Annotated in this window: 22 protein-coding genes and 1 riboswitch; of the genes, 8 read left to right on the forward strand and 14 right to left on the reverse strand. The window is 64.5% G+C overall.

Translation table 11 applies throughout. From position 1 onward, the window contains the following. Position 1 precedes the first annotated feature (1 nt). A complete protein-coding gene (locus JGU72_RS15010) occupies positions 2–856 on the reverse strand; it encodes a LysR family transcriptional regulator (RefSeq protein WP_199684780.1) in 855 nt (284 codons plus the stop codon). 63 nt (positions 857–919) lie between these two features. Between JGU72_RS15010 and JGU72_RS15015 the strand changes: the two genes are divergently transcribed. From JGU72_RS15015 to JGU72_RS15025, 3 genes are read left to right on the forward strand one after another with little or no spacing between them, the layout of a single operon-like run. Beyond that, on the forward strand, positions 920–2,887 hold the full coding sequence (locus JGU72_RS15015; protein WP_199684781.1) for a serine/threonine-protein kinase: 1,968 nt from the start codon (positions 920–922) through the stop codon (positions 2,885–2,887). Further along, positions 2,884–5,418 (forward strand): serine/threonine-protein kinase, encoded by a 2,535-nt coding sequence (locus JGU72_RS15020; protein WP_199684782.1) that lies wholly within the window; start codon positions 2,884–2,886, stop codon positions 5,416–5,418. The genes JGU72_RS15015 and JGU72_RS15020 overlap by 4 nt, the downstream gene beginning before the upstream one ends. Next, positions 5,415–7,508: a serine/threonine-protein kinase gene (locus tag JGU72_RS15025; protein ID WP_199684783.1), complete on the forward strand. Its 2,094-nt coding sequence runs from the start codon at positions 5,415–5,417 to the stop codon at positions 7,506–7,508. The genes JGU72_RS15020 and JGU72_RS15025 overlap by 4 nt, the downstream gene beginning before the upstream one ends. On the opposite strand, the gene hpt is transcribed toward JGU72_RS15025, so the two are convergent. From hpt to dacB, 4 genes are read right to left on the reverse strand one after another with little or no spacing between them, the layout of a single operon-like run. Next, positions 7,496–8,050 (reverse strand): hypoxanthine phosphoribosyltransferase, encoded by a 555-nt coding sequence (gene hpt, locus JGU72_RS15030; RefSeq protein ID WP_199685326.1) that lies wholly within the window; start codon positions 8,048–8,050, stop codon positions 7,496–7,498. The two genes, JGU72_RS15025 and hpt, sit on opposite strands and share 13 nt — an antisense overlap. A gap of 14 nt (positions 8,051–8,064) precedes the next feature. Beyond that, on the reverse strand, positions 8,065–9,054 hold the full coding sequence (tilS, locus tag JGU72_RS15035; protein WP_199684784.1) for a tRNA lysidine(34) synthetase TilS: 990 nt from the start codon (positions 9,052–9,054) through the stop codon (positions 8,065–8,067). Then, positions 9,055–10,173 carry a zinc-dependent metalloprotease gene (locus JGU72_RS15040; protein ID WP_233532481.1) on the reverse strand — a complete coding sequence of 373 codons (1,119 nt, stop codon included), beginning with the start codon at positions 10,171–10,173 and terminating at the stop codon, positions 9,055–9,057. Beyond that, a complete protein-coding gene (dacB, locus tag JGU72_RS15045) occupies positions 10,170–11,579 on the reverse strand; it encodes a D-alanyl-D-alanine carboxypeptidase/D-alanyl-D-alanine endopeptidase (protein ID WP_233532482.1) in 1,410 nt (469 codons plus the stop codon). Before dacB ends, JGU72_RS15040 begins: the two co-directional genes overlap by 4 nt. 121 nt (positions 11,580–11,700) lie before the next feature. Between dacB and JGU72_RS15050 the strand changes: the two genes are divergently transcribed. Next, entirely contained in the window at positions 11,701–12,192 is a 492-nt protein-coding gene (locus tag JGU72_RS15050) for an inorganic diphosphatase (RefSeq protein ID WP_199684786.1), read from the forward strand. A gap of 18 nt (positions 12,193–12,210) precedes the next feature. Here the strand turns inward: JGU72_RS15050 and JGU72_RS15055 are convergent, their stop codons facing one another. The 5 genes from JGU72_RS15055 to JGU72_RS15075 form a co-directional block, all read right to left on the reverse strand. Further along, a complete protein-coding gene (locus tag JGU72_RS15055) occupies positions 12,211–12,600 on the reverse strand; it encodes a DUF1761 domain-containing protein (RefSeq protein WP_199684787.1) in 390 nt (129 codons plus the stop codon). Positions 12,601–12,644: 44 nt separating this feature from the next. Next, positions 12,645–13,466, reverse strand: a complete 822-nt coding sequence (locus JGU72_RS31050; RefSeq protein ID WP_199684788.1) for an AraC family transcriptional regulator — start codon at positions 13,464–13,466, stop codon at positions 12,645–12,647. Next, positions 13,463–15,205, reverse strand: coding sequence for an MDR family MFS transporter (locus JGU72_RS15065; RefSeq protein WP_199684789.1), 1,743 nt, complete (start codon positions 15,203–15,205; stop codon positions 13,463–13,465). The genes JGU72_RS31050 and JGU72_RS15065 overlap by 4 nt, the downstream gene beginning before the upstream one ends. Then, on the reverse strand, positions 15,202–15,696 hold the full coding sequence (locus JGU72_RS15070) for a MarR family winged helix-turn-helix transcriptional regulator (protein WP_199684790.1): 495 nt from the start codon (positions 15,694–15,696) through the stop codon (positions 15,202–15,204). The genes JGU72_RS15065 and JGU72_RS15070 overlap by 4 nt, the downstream gene beginning before the upstream one ends. A 91-nt stretch (positions 15,697–15,787) precedes the next feature. Beyond that, on the reverse strand, positions 15,788–16,609 hold the full coding sequence (locus JGU72_RS15075; RefSeq protein WP_199684791.1) for a crotonase/enoyl-CoA hydratase family protein: 822 nt from the start codon (positions 16,607–16,609) through the stop codon (positions 15,788–15,790). 136 nt (positions 16,610–16,745) lie between these two features. On the opposite strand from JGU72_RS15075, the gene JGU72_RS15080 reads away from it, so the two are divergent. Genes JGU72_RS15080 through JGU72_RS15085 form a run of 3 tightly spaced genes read left to right on the forward strand, consistent with a single transcriptional unit; the run spans position 16,746 to position 17,785 of the window. Further along, entirely contained in the window at positions 16,746–17,066 is a 321-nt protein-coding gene (locus JGU72_RS15080; protein ID WP_199684792.1) for a 2-oxo-4-hydroxy-4-carboxy-5-ureidoimidazoline decarboxylase, read from the forward strand. Between the two features lie 25 nt (positions 17,067–17,091). After that, positions 17,092–17,166 (forward strand): putative leader peptide, encoded by a 75-nt coding sequence (locus JGU72_RS31430; RefSeq protein WP_374101125.1) that lies wholly within the window; start codon positions 17,092–17,094, stop codon positions 17,164–17,166. 58 nt (positions 17,167–17,224) lie between these two features. Next, positions 17,225–17,785 carry a flavin reductase family protein gene (locus JGU72_RS15085; protein WP_374101117.1) on the forward strand — a complete coding sequence of 187 codons (561 nt, stop codon included), beginning with the start codon at positions 17,225–17,227 and terminating at the stop codon, positions 17,783–17,785. 612 nt (positions 17,786–18,397) lie between these two features. Here JGU72_RS15085 and JGU72_RS15090 read toward each other — a convergent pair. The 4 genes from JGU72_RS15090 to map all read right to left on the reverse strand — a co-directional run bounded on the left by JGU72_RS15090 (position 18,398) and on the right by map (position 21,758). Then, positions 18,398–18,937, reverse strand: a complete 540-nt coding sequence (locus JGU72_RS15090; RefSeq protein ID WP_199684794.1) for a hypothetical protein — start codon at positions 18,935–18,937, stop codon at positions 18,398–18,400. Between the two features lie 195 nt (positions 18,938–19,132). Beyond that, entirely contained in the window at positions 19,133–20,452 is a 1,320-nt protein-coding gene (locus tag JGU72_RS15095; protein ID WP_199685328.1) for an aminotransferase class V-fold PLP-dependent enzyme, read from the reverse strand. Between the two features lie 46 nt (positions 20,453–20,498). Then, a riboswitch (SAM riboswitch) is annotated at positions 20,499–20,614 on the reverse strand. 20 nt (positions 20,615–20,634) lie between these two features. Next, positions 20,635–20,994, reverse strand: a complete 360-nt coding sequence (locus JGU72_RS15100) for a DUF2834 domain-containing protein (protein ID WP_233532483.1) — start codon at positions 20,992–20,994, stop codon at positions 20,635–20,637. Next, on the reverse strand, positions 20,991–21,758 hold the full coding sequence (gene map / locus JGU72_RS15105; RefSeq protein ID WP_199684795.1) for a type I methionyl aminopeptidase: 768 nt from the start codon (positions 21,756–21,758) through the stop codon (positions 20,991–20,993). The genes JGU72_RS15100 and map overlap by 4 nt, the downstream gene beginning before the upstream one ends. Positions 21,759–21,775: 17 nt before the next feature. Here map and JGU72_RS15110 point away from each other — a divergent pair, with 17 nt between their 5' ends. Next, positions 21,776–22,036, forward strand: coding sequence for a helix-turn-helix domain-containing protein (locus JGU72_RS15110; RefSeq protein WP_199684796.1), 261 nt, complete (start codon positions 21,776–21,778; stop codon positions 22,034–22,036). Positions 22,037–22,052 lie beyond the last annotated feature (16 nt).

The raw sequence follows: 22,052 nt of genomic DNA on the forward strand, positions 1-22,052 counted from the left end.
ACTACGGCCGGGCGGCGTGTGCGACAAAATCTCGCACGGTCGCCCGGTCGTCGTCTGCACGCCAGGCAAGCGCGAGCTGGCACGGGCTCAGACCGTTCACCTTGCGAGCAGTGATTCCCGGCCAGCGGTAGAGCGGAACGTTGTCCTCCGCGACCAGGCACACGCCGCGACCGAGACCGATCTCCTCGACCTTCTCCTCGACGGTCGCGACCTCGGCGCCGATGACAGGCCGCCGACCCGCACGCGCATCGTTTCCGAGCCAGAAGTCCCGCGCCGGTCCACCCTCGCCGGGGAGCGCGATGAAGGGCTCGTCGAGGAGGTCCGCGAAGAGAATCGTGTCTTTCTCGGCGAGTGGATGCGCTTCGGGCAGCAACAGCCACCGCGGCTCGGTGCGCAGGACGTGCCAGCGGTACCGGTCGGCGTCGGGCAGCGGCAGCCACAGAAGGGCGAGATCCGATTCGCGGCTTGCGAGACCGCACGTCGGGTCGCTCCAGGCCGTCGAGTGGAATTCGAGCCGTTGCCCGCTCGCAGCCTCGAGGTCGGTCAGGACGCCGGCACTGATCGCCGTCTGCAGACCCACGCGCAGCGTCTCGCTGGCGACGAGCAGTCCGGCCCGGATCTCGGCCCACTGGGCCAGAATCAGGCGCGCTCCCTCGAGCAGCTCCTTGCCGGCGACCGTGAGTGCGACGGTCCGTTGGTCGCGGTCGAAGAGCGTCGCGCCGAGTTGCTGCTCGAGCTGGCGGATCTGGCGCGACAAGGTGGGCTGCGCAATATGCAAGCGCTCTGCTGCGTTCGTGAAATGCAATTCCTCGGCGACCGCGACGAAGTACCTCAGGTCTCTCAGGTGCGGCTCCATAGCTAATGGCTATCAGATATCAGGGGCGACGTCCAGTCCGCCCTCGCGAGTTATCGTTTTCGCATGCCTCCCGGACACCAAGCTGGTCGGGCAATTGCAGCCGACGAATTCGTCACCCAAAGACACGGCGACGAGAGCGAGACCGTACCCGCACTCCCGCGGAAGGTCGACGCGCTCGATGCCGTCGATGTCGGGCAGCGACTCGACGAATTCGACCTCCTCACCAACCTCGGCAGCGGCGCATTCGCCCGCGTCTTCCTCGCCCGCCAAACCTCCATGCAACGACTCGTCGCCGTCAAGATCAGCGAGAACCACGGCACCGAACCACAAACCCTCGCCCAACTCGACCACGACTACATCGTCAGAGTCTTCGACCAACGCCTTCTCCCTGAACGCGATCTGCGCCTGCTCTACATGCAGTACCTCCCCGGCGGCACCCTTCTCGACGTCCTTCACAAAGCCCGCAAGACCACCTGGACCCCACAGCGCAGCGGCCAACTCCTCCTCGACGCCATCGACGAAGCGATGGAGGCCAAAGGCGAAATCCGCCCCACCGACTCCAGCGTCCGCGCCGAACTCGCCGGCCTTTCTTGGCCCGAAACCGTCGCCTGGCTCGGTCGACGCCTCGCCGAAGCTCTCGACTACGCGGGCAGACACCACGTCCTGCACCGCGACATCCAACCCGCGAACGTGCTGCTCACCGCCGAAGGTGTCCCCAAACTCGCCGACTTCAACATCAGCTTCGCGTCGCGGAGCCCGGATGCCGACCGTGCGGCCACTGCCTACTTCGGCGGTTCCCTGTCCTACATGTCCCCGGAACAATTGGCCGCCTGCCATCCGGCGGACGCGACAACTCCTGGCGATCTCGACACCCGCAGCGACATCTACTCCCTCGGCGTCATGCTCTGGGAATTGCTGACCGGCCGCAAGCCGTTCCCGAGCGCGAGCTCGATCGATTCCGCGGGCGCGACGCCGACCTCCCAGCAGACCACGCAGGGCGAGCACTCGACGCTCGACACGATGCTCGCGCATCGCACCGCAGGGATCACTGCAAGCGCGATCGCCGACCTGCCACCGGACACTCCGCCGACGCTGCGCCGCATTCTGCTGACCTGTCTCGCGCCGAACCCCGACGACCGCTGGAGCACGGGCGCCGAGCTCGCACAGCAATTCGACATCTGCCTCAATCCACCAGCCCGCAATCTGGTCGATCCGCCACCGGGGAGTTGGCGGTACCGATTGCGGCCGTGGTCGATACTGATCATGGAACTGGGCGTCGTCGTGCCGAATCTGCTTGCCGCATATCTGAATTACTACAACGTGCGGTCGCTCGTGATCGACGATTTGAGCCGCCAGGCGCAGCAGCGCTTCGACTTGATGTGGTTGATAGTCACGTTGGTTTCGTTCCCGGTCGGCGCGCTGCTGATCCTCTACATCCGCCGCTACCTCGTCCTCGTTCCATATGGCCTGCGCAAAGGCAAGACCTACGACGCCGCTATCCTCGCCCGGGCCCGAACGGATGCCATCCTCCTCGGCGACCGAGTGTTCGTGGTTCTGTCCGGGATCTGGCTCGTCTGCGGCGCAGCGTGGGCGGTGGCCATGGCAATCGACATCGGCGGGATACCTGCGCGCGGGTATCTGTACTTCTTCGCATCCGTGGTGGTCTGTGCCGCCGTCGCCGTCGCGTACCCGTTCTTCCTGGTCACCTTCTATGCGATTCGCTGTCTGTATCCGACGTTTCTGCCGCACGGCGAGGTCACCGGCGCCGACTCCGAGCAGATGCGCCGGCTGCACGATCGCAGCGTTCGCTACCTCGCCGTGGCGGCCGCGGTGCCGCTGATCGGTGTTGCCGGCGCGACGTTCATCCCGCTCGACGAGATCGGTTCGGTTATCGTCGCAATACGCATCTTGTGTATCGGCGGTGTTGTCGCATTCATGGGCGCGTATTGGCTCTTCCGTAAAGTGGAGAGCGACCTCACGACGCTCGAGGGCGTGACGTCCAACAGGTCTCAGCCGATAAGGGAACCATGAGCGCGGATCAACTCGGCGACCGAGCTGTCGACACCTCGGTCGTCGACGATTTCATCGCGGCTTGGCAAGACTCGGATACACCACCCGAGCTTGCGACCTTCGTTCCCGACGCCACGACAATCCGCCGGGCGGCCCTGCTACACCTGATCAGGGTCGACATGCAGCATCGTTGGCTGCGAGCAGGTCTAGGCAAACGGCTGGCACAGTATTGCGCCGAGTTTCCCGAACTCGCACCGGCGGACCTACCTGCGGGGCTGATCTACGAAGAATTCGTCATTCGACGCCACAGCGGCGAATCGGTCGACGCGCGGGACTACCTGGTCGAATTTCCCGAACAAGCCAGCCAGTTGCAGACGTTGCTGAACACCGACGACGATCCGAGCACTCAGCTGGCCGCCTTCCACGTCGGCGATATCGACGAGGCCACCGCACTCGCTGCGAACGATGACGACGAGGCCACCGCCCTGGCGATCCATGACATCGACGACGAGACCGAATACAGCGGTGATGAAACCCAGGCGGGCGGCGACCGGACCGCGTACAGCATCGACGACACCGCTTACGCCGATGAGGAGACTGCACTCTCCCTCGACGACACCGGCTACGCGGACGAATCCGCCACCATGACGCAAGCGTCGTCGACCATGCAGACAGCATCGGCCACGGACCCACTATCGCCGACAGCAGAGGTTTCGCTCGACAACATCGAAGTCGGCCAACGGATCGACGATTTCGACCTGCTGACGACACTCGGCAGCGGTGCGTTCGCGCGTGTGTTCCTAGCTCGACAGCGGTCGATGCAGCGTCTGGTGGCGGTCAAGGTTTCCGCGGATCACGGCACCGAGCCGCAGACCCTGGCCCAACTCGATCACGACTACATCGTCCGGATCTTCGATCAGCGCCGCCTGTCGCGGCGTGGCCTGAAGTTGCTGTACATGCAGTTCCTGCCCGGCGGAACGTTGCTTTCGGTTCTCAAGTGGGTCCGTGCGACGCCGGTCGAGCAACGCAGCGGAAAGATTCTGCTGGAGGCGATCGACGCCGCAATGGAGGAAAAAGGCGAGATCCGGCCGACCGACTCGAGCGTCCGAGCCGAGCTCGCGAGCCTGACGTGGCCCGAAACCGTTGCGTGGCTTGGGCTTCGCCTCGCCGATGCGCTCAATTACGCTGACGACCACGGAGTGCTGCATCGCGACGTCAAACCCGCGAACATCCTGCTGACGGCTGAGGGCGTGCCGAAATTGGCCGACTTCAACATCAGCTTCGCGCGCAACATCGCAGGCACGAGTCCGGTCGCCTACTTCGGCGGATCACTGTCCTACATGTCACCCGAGCAGCTCGAGGCTTGCCATCCGGATCGCGCGGCCCATGCCGCGGATCTGGACACCCGCAGCGACATCTACTCGCTCGGCGTCGTGCTGTGGGAGCTGCTCACCGGGGTGAAACCGTTCGGCAGCGAGGGCGTCAGCCGCGGCGCGGGCGCACCGATGTCGGGTGACACGACAACGCTCGATTCGATGATCGAGCGCAGGCACGAAGGCATCGCGCCGGAAGCGTTCGCCGATCTGCCTGCCGACTGCCCCGCAACCTTGCGGAGGGTCCTGGCGACCTGCATGGCACCCGATCGCGAAGACCGGTGGTCGACCGGCACCGAGCTGGCTCAGCAGCTCGATCTGTGCCTCGATGCACGCGCACGCAACTTGGTCGACCCGCCGCCGAACAGCTGGCGACTGCGCCTACGGCGCTGGATTCTGCCGATCGCAGCGCTGGCGATCGGCATACCGAACATCTTGGCCAGCATCTACAACATCCACCACAACCAGACGTTGATCATCAGCAGGTTGTCCTCGGACGCGCAGCTGCAGTTCGGGATCATCACGCAGGTCATCAACTTCACGTTCTTCCCGCTCGGCGCCGGGCTCATCATCTACCTGTCCCGCTACGTCTTCCGGGTGCTGCGCGGGTTGCGCGAGGGCAAGACGTTCGATGCTGCGACGATGGCACGCGCACGTGCCGACGCGCTCCGAATATGCGATCGTGCGGTGTTCGTCGCCTTCAGCGCGTGGGTGATCTCGGGTATCGCATTTCCGATCACGCTGCGGATCGTCTCCGGATCGCTGCCGTCGGACGCCTATGTTCACTTCGTCGGCTCACTGGTCGTCTGCGGTGCGATCGCAGTTGCGTACCCGTTCTTCCTGGTTAACTTCTACATCGTGCGGTGCGTGTATCCGGCATTCCTGCCCTATGGCGAAACCAGCCCGGACGACGGCCGCCAGCTGCGCGAACTGGACCGGCGCAGCAACCTCTACCTCGCCGTTGCCGCGTCGGTACCGCTACTTGGCGTCGCAGGCGTCACGTTCATCCCGCCGGACGACATCCCGAAGGTGATCGTTGCGGTCCGCGTTCTGTGCGTCGGTGCAATCATCGCGTTCGTTCTCGCGTACTGGCTCTTCCGCCTGCTCGAGGATGATCTGCGCGCCCTGCAGCGGGTTGTCGCGCACGGTTCCGATCACGCGGTGACTGCCACCGGATGACCGCTCGAGCAGTCGCAGACTTCGCGGCCGCATGGCAGAACGCCGACGCGACAGACGCATCAGTACCCGATCTGATTGCCTATCTACCCGATGCGGTCGCGCAGCGGCGGGAGATCTTGATCGAACTCATTCGCCTGGATGTGCAGCAGCGCGCCAAGCGGCCGGAACTGACCAAACCGCTTTCGGCATACCGCGCCGAATTCCCTGAGCTGCCGGCCGTCGCGGAGCTGGCAGCCCTCGTGTGGAACGACGACCCGACCGTCCACGACCTCGACTCGACGCATCAGCAAACAGTCACGGCGGCAGCATCATTCGATCCGCTGGACGTGATCGACGTCGGGCAGCGACTCGACGATTTCGAACTGCTGACCAACCTCGGCAGCGGCGCCTTCGCCCGCGTCTTCCTCGCCCGCCAAACCTCCATGCAACGACTCGTCGCCGTCAAGATCAGCGAGAACCACGGCACCGAACCACAAACCCTCGCCCAACTCGACCACGACTACATCGTCCGAGTCTTCGACCAACGCCTCCTCCCTGAACGCGATCTGCGCCTGCTCTACATGCAGTACCTCCCCGGCGGCACCCTTCTCGACGTCCTTCGCAAAGCCCGCAAGACCACCTGGACCCCACAGCGCAGCGGCCAACTCCTCCTCGACGCCATCGACGAAGCGATGGAAGCCAAAGGCGAAATCCGCCCCACCGACTCCAGCGTCCGCGCCGAACTCGCCGGCCTGACCTGGCCCGAAACCGTCGCCTGGCTCGGCCGACGCCTCGCCGAAGCCCTCGACTACGCCGACAAGGCCGGGGTGCTGCACCGCGACATCAAACCCGCCAACGTGCTGCTCACCGCCGAAGGTGTCCCCAAACTCGCCGACTTCAACATCAGTTTCGCCCGCAACCTTGCCGGTACGAACCCTGTCGCATATTTCGGCGGATCGCTGGCCTACATGTCGCCTGAGCAACTCGCTGCGGTCGACAGAGAATCCGCTGCCAAACTCGACACCCGCAGCGACATCTACTCTCTCGGCGTGCTGCTGTGGGAGCTGCTGACCGGTCGCAAGCCGTTCCCGACACTGGAGCACACAACACTCGACGAGATGCTCGCGTTGCGGCTGGCCGGGATCACCGACGATGCGCTCGCCGACCTGCCACCGGACACGCCGCCGACTCTGCGGCGCATCCTGCTGACCTGCCTCGCGCCCGACCGCGACGACCGCTGGAGTAGCGGCGCCGAACTGGCGAAGCAATTCGAAATCTGTCTCAACCCACCGACGCGCAACCTCGTCGACCCTTCGCCCCAGAGTTGGCGCTACCGACTGCGGCCGTGGATCGTTCCGATCGTCGCAGCGTGCGTGGCGATTCCGAACAGCCTCGCGAGCCTGTACATCATCGGGCAGACCCAGCTACTTATCTGGAGCAGGTTGTCGGAGAAAGTTCAGCAGCGCACAGACATGCTGAACATGATCACCAACGTGGTCGGCTTCTCGCTGGGCAGCCTGCTGATCGCCTATCTGTCGCGATATCTGATCAGGGTGTCGATCGGGCTGCGCAGAGGGAGAACGTACAGCCCCGAGGTCCTGGCTCGGGCTCGGGCGGACGCGGTCCTGCTCGCCGACCGGATTGTCGCGGTCTGCCTGTCACTGTGGATCGTCTCGGCAATCGTCCAGCGGATCGGGGTCGGATCGATTCCGCCGACGGCGCTCGTCCACACGCTGATCGCACAATTCGTGTCTGCGTCGATGGCTGTCGCGTACCCGTTCTTCCTTCTGACGTTCTATTCGATTCGCTGCCTGTATCCGACGTTCCTGCCGTACGGGCAGGTGACCGACGACGACGCACGGCGCCTCGAAAGTTGGCGTCGCCGCGGAAACTTCTACCTCGCGGTCGCGGCGGGTGTGCCGTTGTTCGGTGTCGCGGGCGTGACGTTCCTCAACGCAGGGGACATCGAGCTCGTCATCGTGCCGCTGCGGATCCTGTGCGTGGGTAGCATCGCCGCGTTCCTGCTGTCTTACGCGCTGTTCCGGCTCGCCGAAGCCGACATGCGCGCGCTGGGTGCCGGTCCGCGCGTCCTAGCGACTCAGGCCTCGTAGACCTTCGGGTCCAGCGTCCCGATGTAGGCGAGGTCACGGTAGCGCTCCGCATAGTCGAGGCCGTAGCCGACAACGAACTCGTTCGGGATGTCGAAACCGACCAGCGCGACTTCGACGTCAGTCTTGACGGCGTCGGGCTTGCGCAGCAAGGTAACGACCGCGAGCGACGCAGGGTTGCGGCTCGAGAGGTTGCGCATCAACCAGGACAGCGTGAGACCCGAGTCGATGATGTCTTCGACGATGAGAACGTTGCGACCGGCGATGTCCTTGTCGAGGTCCTTCAGAATGCGCACGACGCCCGACGACGAGGTCGACGAGCCGTACGAACTGACCGCCATGAATTCCATCTGGGTGGGAATCGCGATCGCGCGCGACAGATCCGTCATGAAGTAGATCGCGCCCTTGAGCACACCGACGAGAAGTAGGTCGCCCTGCGGTGAACCCGCTGGGTATCGCTCGGTGATCTCGGCGGCGAGTTCTTTGACGCGGACCTGGATCTCGGCCTCGGTCAACAGAACCGATGCGATGTCGTCTCCGTACACGCCTTGCGGTCCCTTCATTGGTTCTCGAGTTCTCCCGACCCAGCTTTCGCGAAGGACAGGGTCAGCTTGCCATGCTGACGTGCTGCGACCAATCTGGTGCCCGGCCGACCGCCACCGACGGCGACCCCGCCTTGGCCGTGCCAGGCTACAACAAGCTCGTCGATCGCCCGTAGATGCTTCTCGGTGACCGCTTTCGCGCCACTTCGGAGTAGCCACGCACGGATCGCCCTGCGCCGAAGCGCAGGCGCCTCACCTGCCAAGATCTCGATATTCAGAGCTTCGTGCACCGTCGCTCGCGCGACCAGCGAGTCGGCGAGGTCGTCGAGCACGGCACCGTCGTCACGCAACTGCTCGGCCGTCCTGGCCAGCGCCTGTGCCACACCTCCGCCGAGGACATCCTCGAGGAGCGGCAGCACTTCCAGCCGCAGGCGGACCCTCGTGAAGTCCGCGTTCTGGTTGTGCGGGTCGTCGTGTGGAGTCAGCCCGAGGTCGGCACAGGCTTGCCGGGTGGTCGAGCGGTCCACGGTCAGCAGCGGCCGGCCCCACGGCGCGTCGTACGCCCGCATACCCCAGATCGACCGAGCTCCGGAGCCACGCGCCAGCCCGAGCAGAACCGTCTCGGCCTGGTCGTCCAGGGTGTGGCCGAGCAACACTGGGACGTTGCCGCGAGCATTGTCGAGCGCCTCGTATCGCGCGCGCCGCGCGGATGCCTCGACACCGCCGACCCCGTCGACATGGACAGTCAGGGTTTCCGCGGATACACAGCCGAGCGCCGTCGCACGCTGCACTGCCTCGAGCGCGACACCGGCCGACCCGTCCTGCAACCGATGATCGACGACGAACGCCCGGACCGCACCCACCTCGGCGACCGCCGCCGCGGTCAGCGCAAGCGAATCGGCACCGCCGGAAAGGGCAACGGCCACTTCGGCATTGGGATAGCTCCCGAGCCACGCCCGAACCGCGTGCCGAAGCCGCAGCACCGCAGGCGTTTCAGGAAACAGCACCTACCCGAGCACCCGTGCGATCCACTTGTCGGGCGCCTCGATCTCGGTCAGGAGCGGTAGCGTCTCGGCGTTCGTCCAGATGGTGTTGAACTGCTGCATGCCGACCTCGCCGACGACCGCGTCGACGAACTTCTTGCCACGGACGTACTGGTCGATCTTCGCGTCGATGCCGAGCAGTGCCCGCAACACTCGCTGCAGCGGGTTGGCGGAACGCTTGCGGCGGTTGTCGAATGCCTGCCGGATCTGATCGACCGTCGGAACGACAGCCGGACCTACCGCGTCCATGACGTGGTCGGCGTGGCCTTCCAGCAGCGTGCCGAGCACCAGCAGGCGGTCGAGTGCCTCACGCTGAGCCGGAGCTTGGGTCGCGCGCAACAGGCCGACGATGCCGCGCTGTTCCATCGACTGCTCCGACTCGGGCGTCTGCCGTCGTGCCTTCACTGCCTGGCCGAGGCGCGAGATCAATTCGGCGACAGACTCTTCGCCGACCTCACCGAGCACGGCGACCGCGTCCTGCATGTACTGCGCGAGCCACGGCGACGACGAGAACTGCACTCGGTGCGTCACCTCGTGCAAGCACACCCAGAGCCGAAAATCGCTGGGCGACACCTTCAATGCCCGCTCGACCATGACCACGTTCGGTGCAACGAGGAGCAACGTGCCGTGCTCGCCCGTGAACGGGTCGTACTGACCGAGAATCGCCGACGATAGATAGGCGAGCATCGCGCCTGCCTGAACACCGGCGGGCTTTCCCGCGAGCAGCCCACTGGGGGCATTCTCGCCGTCGCTGCCGGTGACGTGTGCCATCGACTGCGCGGCCGCCCTGATCCAGCCTGCACGGTCCACCACCTGCGCGGCTGGAATCGGCAGTCCATCAGCAAGTTTCGTCACATCGCGAACGGGTCCCTCGGCGCGGATCGAAGCCTCGGACAGTTCCTTGACCACCTGTTCGGCGGTGTACCGGGAGGCCGTCGGGCCACGCGGTGACAGCTTCACGCCGGTCTTTGCGGCCAGTCCCCAGTCGACCGCGCCCGCGAAGCTGTTGCGGTGCTCCTGCTCCTGCTCCTCCGCGTCCAAGCTGTCAGCGCTGTCGGTATCTGCTTTGTCGTTGCTTGTCATACACATCCACACGATCGAAGGGTTGCGGCGAGGGCGTCCAATGCTGGACGACTCGCTTCAGGAGGTCTGCCGTGTGACATGAAGGCGAACGTCAGAACGCGTCCGCTCACGTCGACCACGTAACCGGCCAGTGCGCTCGTATCGGCGAGCGTGCCGGTCTTCGCGCGCACCCAGCCGGCGCCCGCGCGGTCGCCGTCGGCGTAACGGTCCTCGAGTGTGCCCGTCCCACCGGCGACAGGCAGGTAGTCGAGCATGGGTCGCAATGCCGGCTGCGTTTCGCCTGCAGCGGCGAGCAGGATCGAGTCGAGCACGCGGGCCGGCACTCTGTTGTCGACCGAAAGTCCGCTGAGATCGTGGAGGAGTACACCGGCGAGGTCGAAGTCGTTCGCGCGCAGGGCGTCACTCACAGCCGACACAGCGCCGGCGAACGACGGATCCGCGTTCGCTTTGATAGCCACCTCCCGGCCGATTGCTTCTGCGAGCACGTTGTCGGACCGACCGATCATCTGACCGAGCCGATCACGCAACGGCGCCGACTGTACGCCCGCAATCGGTGCCGCGCCCGACTGTGCATTTCCGATGCGGACGTTCGCCGGATCGATGCCGAGCCGCGACGCGAGCACGCGGCCGACGTCCAGTGCGGGCGTCGCGGTCCGCGGGGACTCGTCCTGCAGGGGATTCAACCTGCCGCCGTCGAGCATCACAGGTTCGATCGGCGCGATGTAGCCACCGGCGATGTCGCCCGGCGACCAGCCCTGCGCGAGACCCGGTCCGGTGAATGCACCGGTATCGACGATGATCGTGTCGGCTTTGACACCACTGCGCTGGATCTGTTCGACGAGGTCGTCGATGCGTGGCGATCCTGGATAGAAGCTCGGCTCGCCGACCGGTTGCGCGGTGAGCGTCACATCCCCGCCACCGACCAGTACCAACTCGTTCGGCGACTGACCTGCGACGACCGTCGTCGGCACCCGGTGCCCCATGGGCAGTGCGAGCATCGCGGCGGCGGCGGTCAGCAGCTTGGTCGTCGACGCCGGCGTCATCGGCCGCTCTTCTGCCGCACTCCAGAGGACCGTTCCGGTCAGCGCATCCGACACTGAACCGGTGAACTGACCGAGATCGGGATTGGCCAGACCCGGACCGAGCGCCGCGCCGATGGCGGCACCCGACGGAATCGGTCCGTTGTCCGGGACAGCGACCACGTTCGGTGCGGGAGTGACCGGCGGTGGTTCGGCGACCGTCGTCACCTTGGCGCCGGAGGCATCGGCTTCCCACGGACGCTGGGCAAGCCAGAGAACGGACGCGGCCGCCAACGCGACGACCACCAGGACGATGAGCGTGATTCGTACTTTTCGCTGACGCCGGGCGGCCAATCCGCCGATATTCTTCTTGCCCTGGCCCGTCAACGACCCTCCGCTCGAGTAACGCCCGACCGCTCCTTTGCGCCCACAATATCCTCGACCAGTTAACCTTCCCTCAGCGAATTGCCGAGAGTGGCAGACAGACGAGAACAGAGAGAGGTACGGCGTGGAGTTCGACGTCACTATCGAAATCCCGAAGGGGCAGCGCAACAAGTACGAGATCGACCACGAGACCGGCCGGGTTCGCCTCGACCGCTTCCTCTACACGTCGATGGTCTACCCCGCCGACTACGGATACATCGAGAACACGCTCGGCGAGGACGGCGACCCGCTCGACGTCCTGGTCCTGCTGCCGGAACCGGTCTTCCCCGGTGTGCTGATCCTCGTGCGCCCGGTTGCCATGTACAAAATGGTCGACGAAAAGGGTGGCGACGACAAAGTCCTCGCAGTCCCCGCCGGCGACTACCGCTGGGATCACATCCAGGAACTCGAGGATGTCCCGGCGCACGAGTTGGCCGCGATCAAGCACTTCTTCGAGCGCTACAAGGACCTCGAGCCGGGCAAGTTCGTCAAGGGTTCGGAATGGGTCGGGCGCGCCGAGGCAGAAGCCGAGGTCGAGGCGTCGATTCAGCGTTTGAAGGACACCGGCGGGCACTGACCGCCTATCGCCGCGGATTCATTGCAGGGCTCCGATGATTGCGCCCATCGCCGTGAACGCCACGGCGAAGTAGCCGGCATCGATGAGAAGCAGGGCAAGGCTGCGCCGCTCGAAGAGATATACGATCCCGAGCGCGCAGCCCACCCAGCCGACTCCCGCGGCGGCACCGGCCGCGGCGCCGAACGCTGGCCCCTCGGTGCCGATGAACGGCGCCATCGTCGCAGCTATCACGAGCGAAAATGCCGCTGCGCCAAGGAAAATCCGCGCGGCGCCGGTCTGAAGCTCAGCATCGGTCACTCCTGCCGCCCGTTGCCAGGGCTTGGCGAACAACGCCGAATACCAGATGCCACCGATAACGAATACCGAAAGTGCGCCGAGCACTATTGCCAGCGGATTCACGTCGTCCATGCCGCGAAACTAGCGGTCACGCAGCCGGCGAAAATTGTAGAAAATTACGTCGCATCGACGAGTGGAACAAATAGCGCAAACTCGGGTCCCAGCGTTTCCACGCGCTCGAGGTAGCGCCGCGGTGTGAACCCGGTGAAGCGTTTGAACGTGTGAATGAAATGCGATTGGTCGTAGTACGACGACGGCGCAATCAAGTCGGTCCACGTCTGCCGTGAGCCGTCGAGCGGAAGCTCACGCAGAAAGCGATGGAAGCGAACCACGTCCGCGTACGCCTTCGGCGTGATTCCGCAGTGCTCCCGAAACAGCTGGATCAACCGCCGGTGGCCCGTGTTGACGTCGGCGGCGAGGGCCGAGATATCGATATCCGCCTCGGCATCAATTCGACGGCAGACCTCGACCACCACCGGATCCGGTGCACTGACCCCGCGGTCCAGCAGAAACGCTTCGAGCCTGTCGCACGCAGCCGGACCAGGCAGCCCGATCAGCTCGGGCCGCAGCGTCGCACTGCCGGGAAATACTTCCGCGCTGCCGTGCACCGCAGTCGTCAGCGCTGCGGTGGGCAGCGCACTGAACCCACGGATGCCGTACGGCTCGAACTCGACTCCGACGTGCACCAGCTGCGCTGGGTCCTCGATGACGAGATACCGCGGCTGGATGCCCGAGACGAATCCGCCTGCGAACTCCTGCCGTCGTGCACCGTCATCGCCGACCACCCAGTACGGATCGGACAGGTTGACGATGAAGTGCACGAACGGCAGCGGCAGGATCTTCTCGTACCGTGCCGGGCGCGGCCCTTTCAGGTGCCACAGCTTCCGGACGAACGGTGCCAACGCATCGCAGGGCGGCCGCTCGAAGTAGTCGATCACGGACTGTTCGACGACTTCTTCTCAACCGACACGTCGGCGGTCGCCTCCGGCTCGTTCTGTGGCTCCGGCTCAGGAAAGTGCGTGTCGTGGAGCTCGGCTTCGGCCGCTGCCTGAATACCGCCGGCAGTCCGCAGCGGAACTTCCTTCCAGAACATCACCAGAACGAGAGCAACCAACGCGACAGCCGTGGCTGAAAGGAACACCACCGACATCGATTCGGCGAAGCCGACCTTGAACGGGTACGCCAGCACCGGGCTCAGCTGCTGAATGATCGAGCTGTCGTTGAGGACGCTGCCCGCCACCGCCGAATCATGCGCGGCCTGAGCAAGTTTCGCGTCTGCCGGGTTGGCAGGATGGCTGAGTGCGTCGACGAAGGCCGGATCGCTTGCCGCAGCTTTGAGCTCGTTGCTGATGTTCGGCGTCACCTTCTGGAAGAGGATCGACAGGAATACAGCGACACCGAGCGTTCCACCGATCTGCCGGAAGAAGGTCGCGGCGGCCGTCGACACGCCCATATCCTTGGGCGGCAACGCGTTCTGCAGTGCGAGGGTGAGCGGCTGCATCAGGTTACCGAGCCCGAAACCGGTGACGAGCATGTAGAACATTGCGACCCACAGTGGCGAATCCGCCGTGATGAAGTGCAGTAGGAAGAGGCCGATCGTGAGCATCGCGGCACCGATCACCGGGAAAACCCGATATCGACCGGTCTTGGAGATGATCTGACCGGAGACCACCGAGCCGAGCATCAGACCCAGCACGAGCGGCAGCATCTGCAGACCCGCGGCTGTCGGGCTGGCACCGCGAACCACCTGCAGATACTGCGGAACAAGCGTGATGCCACCGAACATCGCGGCACCGACGACGACGGAGATGACCACGCCAAGCGCGAAGGTCGTGTTCTTGAACATGCGCAGCGGGATCAGCGCTGCGTCTTTCAGCGCAGCCTCGATCGCGATGAACCCCGCGATCCCGACCACGACGATGACGTAGCAAAGGATGGCTTTGCCGCTGCTCCAACCCCACTCACGACCTTGCTCAGCGACGATGAGAAGCGGCGTGATACCGATCGCCAGCGCAAGCGCGCCCCACCAGTCGACCCGCACACCGGGCTTCTTGGTGCGCGGCAGATGCAGAACGCGAAACACGACGGCTAGCGCGAAAAGGCCGATCGGGACGTTGACCAGGAAAACCCAACGCCAGCCGCTGACACCGAGAATCGTGGCCTGACCGGCGAAAAGCCCGCCGATAACCGGTCCGATGACGCTCGACGTACCGAAGACGGCGAGAAAGTAACCCTGGTACTTCGCGCGTTCACGCGGTCCGACGATGTCACCGAGGATGGTCAACGCGAGCGACATCAAGCCGCCGGCGCCGAGGCCCTGGATCGCACGGAACGCGGCGAGCATGTACATCGACTGTGCGAGCGTGCAGAGCAGCGATCCAATGATGAAGATCGTGATCGCCGCCATGAAGAACGGCTTGCGGCCGTACATGTCGGACAACTTGCCGTAAAGCGGCGTCGCAAGGGTCGCGGTGATCAGGTAAGCGGTCGTCACCCAGGCCTGCAACGAGTACCCGTTGAGGTCGTCGGCGATGGTCCGGATCGCAGTCGCGACAATCGTCTGGTCGAGCGCGGCGAGCAGCATGCCGAGCATGAGACCGCTCATGATCACGAGGATCTCGCGGTGTGTGAAACCGGAGGCGTTCTTGGCGTCCGGTGGCTCTGCAGTGCTTGTCATATGCCATCTTCCTTCTTCGTGGCGCAGTCCTGTGGAACCAGCGCAGCGATCATCTCGGGGCGGCGGCGTTCGTAGTCGTCGACGAAGCGGCCGAGCAGGCGCACGAACTCACTCCGGTCCTCGACCGGCCAGTCGGCAATGACCCGGCTCAGGTTCTCGTTTCGCCGACGTCGCATCTGCTCGGCCAGAGCACGCCCAGCGTCCGTGACGACGAGGACGATTGCTCGTCCGTCGACCGGATCCGCCTGCCGCGAGACAAGGCCGCGCTCGACAAGCTGCGCAACCTGCCTACTGACGGTCGACGGATCCGAATACACCGCCTCGGCCAACGCCCCGGACCGCATGGGCCCGTCGGTCATCAGCCGAAACAAACACGTGAAGATCGCAGGATCGACGCCTCCCTTTGCCAGCGCAATTTGGGAAGTCGTCCGATCCCTGACGCGTTGGAGACGGATGAGTTCACGGCCTATCTCGTCCGCGTACTCGTCCATGCGCCCTCCGCATTTACTTGCAGTCCTCAACTAGTTGTATGACGCAAGTATGTGACGGCGCAGTTCGGCATGGCAACCGATAAATCTGGCTTTACTGTCCCTTGAACTGCGGTTCCCGCTTCTGGAAGATCGCCTGTATCGCCTCGGTGAGGTCTTCGGACGGCAGGAACGCCGCGTTCCACGTCGAGACGTATCGCAGCCCGTCAGCCACCACATTCGCGCGTTCGCGGCCCAGTACGTCCTTGATGCCCTGCACGACCAGCGGCGGGTTTGCGGCAATCTCACGGGCTGTCTCATGAGCAGCCGCCAGAGCCGCCTCCGCGTCGTCGAACACATCGTTGACAAGACCGATCTGCTGCGCCCGCTTCGCGTCGATGTCCTTGCCGGTGAAGGCCAGCTCACGCAGATGACCGTCACCGATAATGGCCGGCAGGCGCTGCAGAGATCCGATATCGGCGACGATCGCGACCTTCGCCTCACGAATACTGAACTTCGCGTCGGCGCTCGCATAACGGACGTCGACCGCAGCGATCAGGTCGACACCGCCGCCGATACACCAGCCCTGAACTGCGGCGATAACCGGCTTGCGGCATTCGGCGACCGCGGTAACCGACGCTTGGAGACGCCTCACTTCGTTCAGAAAGTCGGTCCGCGGTGCTGCGAGCGCCTTGTCGGCGAGCAACGGACCGAACAGCGGGCCCATCGCAACAAGATCCAAGCCGAACGAGAAATGCTTGCCGGAGCCCGCGAGGACGACAGCGGCGACATCGGGGTCAGCGTCGAGCTGCCCGAAGATCTGCGGGAGTTCGGCCCAGAAGTCCGGTCCCATCGCATTGCCCTTGGCAGGCCCGATGAGAGTGACCGTTGCCACACGGTCCTTTGTTTCGACGGTGAACGCTTTCCAATCAGTCATCGAGCAAGCGTAGCGAGCAGCGGCAATGTGTGTTACGCCACGTTAAACCTCTGCTAATTCGGGTATCAACTATAGGAAGCCCGGCGGTTCCGCGCTCATGATGAGAGGCGGAACAAAAAGGGCAGCGGAGGCAAAGATGTTGATGCACCAGGGAATTGGACTGGACCAATTCAACGCAATGCCACGGAGCAAGGCAGTCCACGCCTTGTTCGAGTGTTGTTGCTGCGTAACGTGGGCGAAGAAGGTCGCCGACGGAAGACCATTCGAAACGCACGACGACTTACTCGCGAAAGCCGACGTCGAATTGTTGGCGTTTTCGCAGAGTGACCTGGACCGGGTCTTCGAATCGTGTGTCCATTGCGAAGTATCCGAAAACAGTGTCGACAATTTGGGACGCGTGACGCGTCGGCGTATTTCGCGGATGCTCGGCCCCGAAGGTGGTTATCCCGAGTACTGACCGGATCGGTACAGTTGAGCCCATCATGACAACGGGTGGGTGGCAACGGCGGTACGTAGACTTGTGCCGTACTTCAACGAGTACGTGTTTGTCGTCGTAGTTCTTTCCGACGACACCACCACTTCTCGTGCCCACCCAAGGGCGTCCGGAGCAATGCATTGTCAGACCCGACGTACTCAACAAAACACCTGACCGGCTTCTCGGTTCCTGACGACCCGAGTGGAATAGCCGCGGACCAATACCGGTCAGCGATGCGCCACTACCCCGCCGGCGTCACGATAGTCACGCTGCACTGCGAGCAGGGCCCCGTTGGATTCACGGCGACGTCGTTCGCGTCGATCTCCCTCGATCCCCCGCTGGTGTCGTTCAACATCGCGCACACGTCGTCGAGCCTCGGCGGTTTGCACGCTACCGACTCGCTCGTGATTCATTTCCTCGGCGAACACCAGCGCCACCTGGCGCAGCGATTCGCCCGCGAGGCGTCCGAACGCTTCAGTGACCGGTCGCTGTGGACCCGCCTCGAGACGGGCGAGCCGGTACTCCACGGCACCCCGATCTGGTTGCGCGTGGTGGTCCAGCAACTCATTCCGATCGGAGACCACACCCTGGTCGTGGGGCTGGTTACGCGGGTCCACGACGAGACCGGCGACGACCCCACCGGCGCCCCCCTGCTCTACCACAACGGGCGGTACTATCGCCCGACTCCGTTGGGGGATTGAGCTTTTCGCGGCCGTTCGCCCCGCCCCGGCCCTGCCCTGCCCCGCCCCCAGCCGCACCCCGACTCGGGAGTCGCACCCCGACTTGCCGAGCGACACGCCGGGGTCGCCCCGAAAAGGGGTGCGGCTCAGCCAAAATCGACAGTTTGCACGCCGAACACCCGGCGCGTCGCGTAGCGACACACCGAGCAGTGGTTGAATGGCCCCCGAAAAGGCTGTTCCCGGGGCGCCTACTCGGGCGATGCTCGGCCAACAGCCCTCTCGGCGAGGGCTGTCGGCGCGGCGCGTACCGACACGCCCAGCCCCGCCCAGCCCAGCCCCAGCCGCACCCCGACTCGGGAGTCGCACCCCGACTTGCCGAGCGACACGCCGGGGTCGCCCCGAAAAGGGGTGCGGCTCAGCCAAAATCGACAGTTTGCACGCCGAAGCCCCCGAAAAGGCGGTTCCCGGGGCGCCTACTCGGGCGACGCTCAGCCAACAGCCCTCTCGGCGAGGGCACCCAGCGCGGCGCGCAGCAGCACGCCACAACGGGTCCGCCCCGAAAAAGTGTGCGACGAAACGCAAATCGCCCTTTCAGATGCTCAGCAGGCTACCCCGACAACCGAAAAGCCCCACCTACGACGCCCGACGAAACGCGGGGACTACCTGCGACAGGTTCGGGCTGCCGATTGGCAGGCCACGCTCACGCAGGTTGGCGGATACGTCGCACACGATGAACTCGAGGGTTCCCGGACCGGCGAGTGGGCGCAGGGTTACGCCGTCGGCAACTTCCGCGGCGCGGATGTCGGCGATCAATCCCGCGAGTCCTTTGGCTGTGCCGATGTAGGAGATTGCCCGACCCTGCGGCGAACCCGCCTGTGCTAGTTCACTTCTCGCTGAGTCCGCCGACTCTGCGACGATCGTGTCGATGTCGAGCAGTACCGCAACCGAATCGGGATCGCGACCTGCCGCGACGGCGTCGGCTCGAATTCCGGCGCGCAACCGCTGCGCTTCACGCAGGTCGGCCGCCCGGACGCGGACGACCTTCCGCGGTTCGGCAACGAGATCGAGCGCGGGCGGGTTGGTCAGCTCGATCCAGTAGTCGGACGGAGCCAGGGGGCTGGTCGCGGTCAACTCCAACGCGACGTGAAACGACTTGGTCGCTAAAGATGGCATGGGAATCCTTGGTACGCGTGAGGTGTGAAGACTGGGCAAACGGATTCGAAGCCCGAACGGTTCGAATCGTGAACGGCGAGGAAGATCGCTCAGTCGGGACAGTGCCCTGCGGCGCACCGGCACAGGTCGACGTGGCGACGGGAAACCAGCGTCGCGACACTCGAATCCCATGACATGAAATCCAGCGTACCCGCGCTACACGCAGGCGGACGAGCCATTTCCTCTGGCAGATTCGAAGTCCCGCGTCTCGGGCGACGGGTTCCAATGGCCGCCGGTCTTCTCGTATCGCCACGTCCGCCGACCCGCAACGAGCTGGGCCAATGCAGCAATCAAGCGATCGACGTCTGCACTGGACGTGCCCAACCCGACACTCGCCCGCACCGCAGCCGTACGACCTAGCTTCGCGATCAGCGGATGCGCGCAGAACCGACCGTCTCGCACGCCGATTCCGTGCTCGGCCGAGAGATACGCCGCGACTTCGCCTGCCTCGAAACCGTCGACGGTGAACGTCACGATGCCGACGCAATCGTCGCTGTCGTTCCAGATCTTGACCTGTTCGACGCCGTCGATGCAGTCGAGTCCGGTCCGCAGCCGCGCGCACAGGTCTTCCTCACGCTGCCGAACGACCTCGTTGTCCAAGGCACACAACGCATCACACGCCGCGGCCAACGCTGCAGCGCCGAGGACATTCGGGCTACCGGCCTCGTGCCGTTGCGGAGCGGGTGCCCACTCCGCAGACGTCGTAGTCACGGCTTTCACCGCGCCGCCACCGATCAGGTGCGGGTCCGCGTTGTCTAACCAATCCCGCCGTCCCACAAGAACTCCCGCGCCGAACGGTGCGTACAGCTTGTGCCCGGAGAACGCGATGTAGTCGACGTCCCACGCCGCCAGGTCGATTCGCCGATGCGGGGCCAATTGTGCTGCGTCGACGCAGATTCGGGCACCGCACTGGTGCGCGATCCGGGCAAGGCGCGCGATCGGGAGGACCTCACCGGTGACGTTCGACGCGCCGGTCACCGACAGCAGCGCGGCAGGCTTGCTGCACAATTCCGCGACGAGGTTCCGGATCGTTTCCTCGATCGTGTCGGCAGTCGGTACGACGCGGCGGCCGTTCTTGTTCCACGGCAACAGATTTGCGTGGTGTTCGAGGTCGAGCACGACGGTGTCGCCGGGAACGCACGACGCCAGCAGATTCAACGAATCAGTGGTGTTCCGTGTGAAAACGACAACCTGGTCGTCGGTTGCCTTTACGAACCGCGCTACCGACTCACGTGCGCCCTCGTAGCAATCGGTCGACAGTCTGGACGCGTAACCGGCGCCGCGGTGGACGCTCGCGTAGAACGGCAAGACAGTGTTGACGCGATCGGTCACCTGCGCCAAAGCTGGTGCGCTGGCGGCATAGTCGAAGTTCGCGTAGGTGCACGTGCCGCCCTGAACGAGCGGAACTTGCAGGTCACAGCCCGACACGTTGGCGATCGGAGTGAGTGCACATTCGGCGGTGAGTACAGCAGTCATCGTCATGTCCCATCGATAAAGGGACCCGTCGGGTGATAAGCCTCAGAGTCCGCGCTTGCCGTGTCCGGTTTTGGACAACAGCCAGGTCGTCACCCGGAGCACCCCACCGCGGAGGAGGGTTGCCGACCAGCAAGCCGGGGCTTTGCGCTGGTACTCATGACCTGAACCGAGAATGGCAGCCGTTACGCGAGTTTGTCAAACCGAGCGAGCCGAACCTGCCGGACTATGAGAAACACCGGCACCGCCACACTGATCGCTACGAACACCGACAGGATCGGGTAGATCCACAGGCGCCGGATCCCGAGCCGCATACCCTCGACGAAGATAAATACAAGCGCCACAACAGCAACCAGAATCACGTCGTTGGTCAACGATGCCGCCGCATGGTTGGCGTACCCGCCACGAACGAAGCCGGCAAGTCCCCCGTTGTCGTCGGACAGCACGAACGCGATGTTGTTCCACCAGGTCGCGACGAGTGCGACCAGCGCCAACACCCCGTAGACCGCGCACAACACTTTGTCTTTCGGCTGCAAGGTACTCATGCACGCTCCGTGAGCACCAGTGGCCCGTCGGCCGTGATCGCGATGGTGTGTTCGCTGTGCGCAGTGCGGGACCCGTCGGCGGACCGGATCGTCCAACCATCCGGGTCGAAAACGATCTTGTCGGTTGTGCGCGCCAACCACGGCTCCAGCGCAATCGTCAGCCCGGGTCGAAGTACCAATCCGCGCCCCGCCCGACCGTTGTTCGCGACGTGTGGATCCTCGTGCATCGTCCGACCCAGGCCGTGCCCACCGAATTCGGTGTTGACCGGATAGCCGTGGCCGTCGGCGACCTCGAAGATCGCCGCCGAGATGTCGCCCAACTTGTTCCCGGGTTGGGCTGCGGCAATACCCGCCACGAGCGCTTCCTCTGTTGCCCGAATCAACCGCAGATCTTCGTCGTCAGGAGTTCCGACGATCACCGTGACCGCCGAATCGGCGACCCAACCGTCGATCGAGACCGCGAAATCCATACTCAGAACATCGCCGTCGCGCAGGACGTAGTCGAACGGTAGGCCGTGCAGCACAGCGTCGTTCACGGACAGGCAGATCACGTTGCGGAACGGCCCCTTGCCGAATGACGGCGAATAGTCCCAATAGCAGGACACCGCTCCACGGTCGTCGACCATTCGACGCGCGTGCCGCTCGAGGTCGAGCAGATTGACGCCGACTGCGGCGATTCTGCTCAACTCGGTCAGCACTTCGCCGACGAACGCTCCGGTGACTCGCATCCGCTCGATCTCGCGGGGTGACTTCAGTTCGATCACCCTGGTATTTTAATACCATGGTTCGCAAACCGCTCAGTCAGGCCCAACTGGAGGCAGGCAGACGCCTGGGCGCCATGCTCCGCGAAGCACGCGGCGATCGCTCGCTCGAAGATGTCGCCCAGGCCGCCGACATGTCGCCGGAGACTCTCCGCAAGATCGAGACCGGACGGCTACCGACGCCGGCATTCGGGACCGTGGTCTGCCTCAGCGCTGCGCTCGACCTTCCGCTCGAGAATCTCGCGGAGATCTGGCAGAAGACCCCCGTCCGCACGCGCTAGAGCACACACTCGGCTA

It is taken from the genome of Antrihabitans auranticaus, assembly GCF_016481275.1.
Classification (GTDB): domain Bacteria; phylum Actinomycetota; class Actinomycetes; order Mycobacteriales; family Mycobacteriaceae; genus Antrihabitans.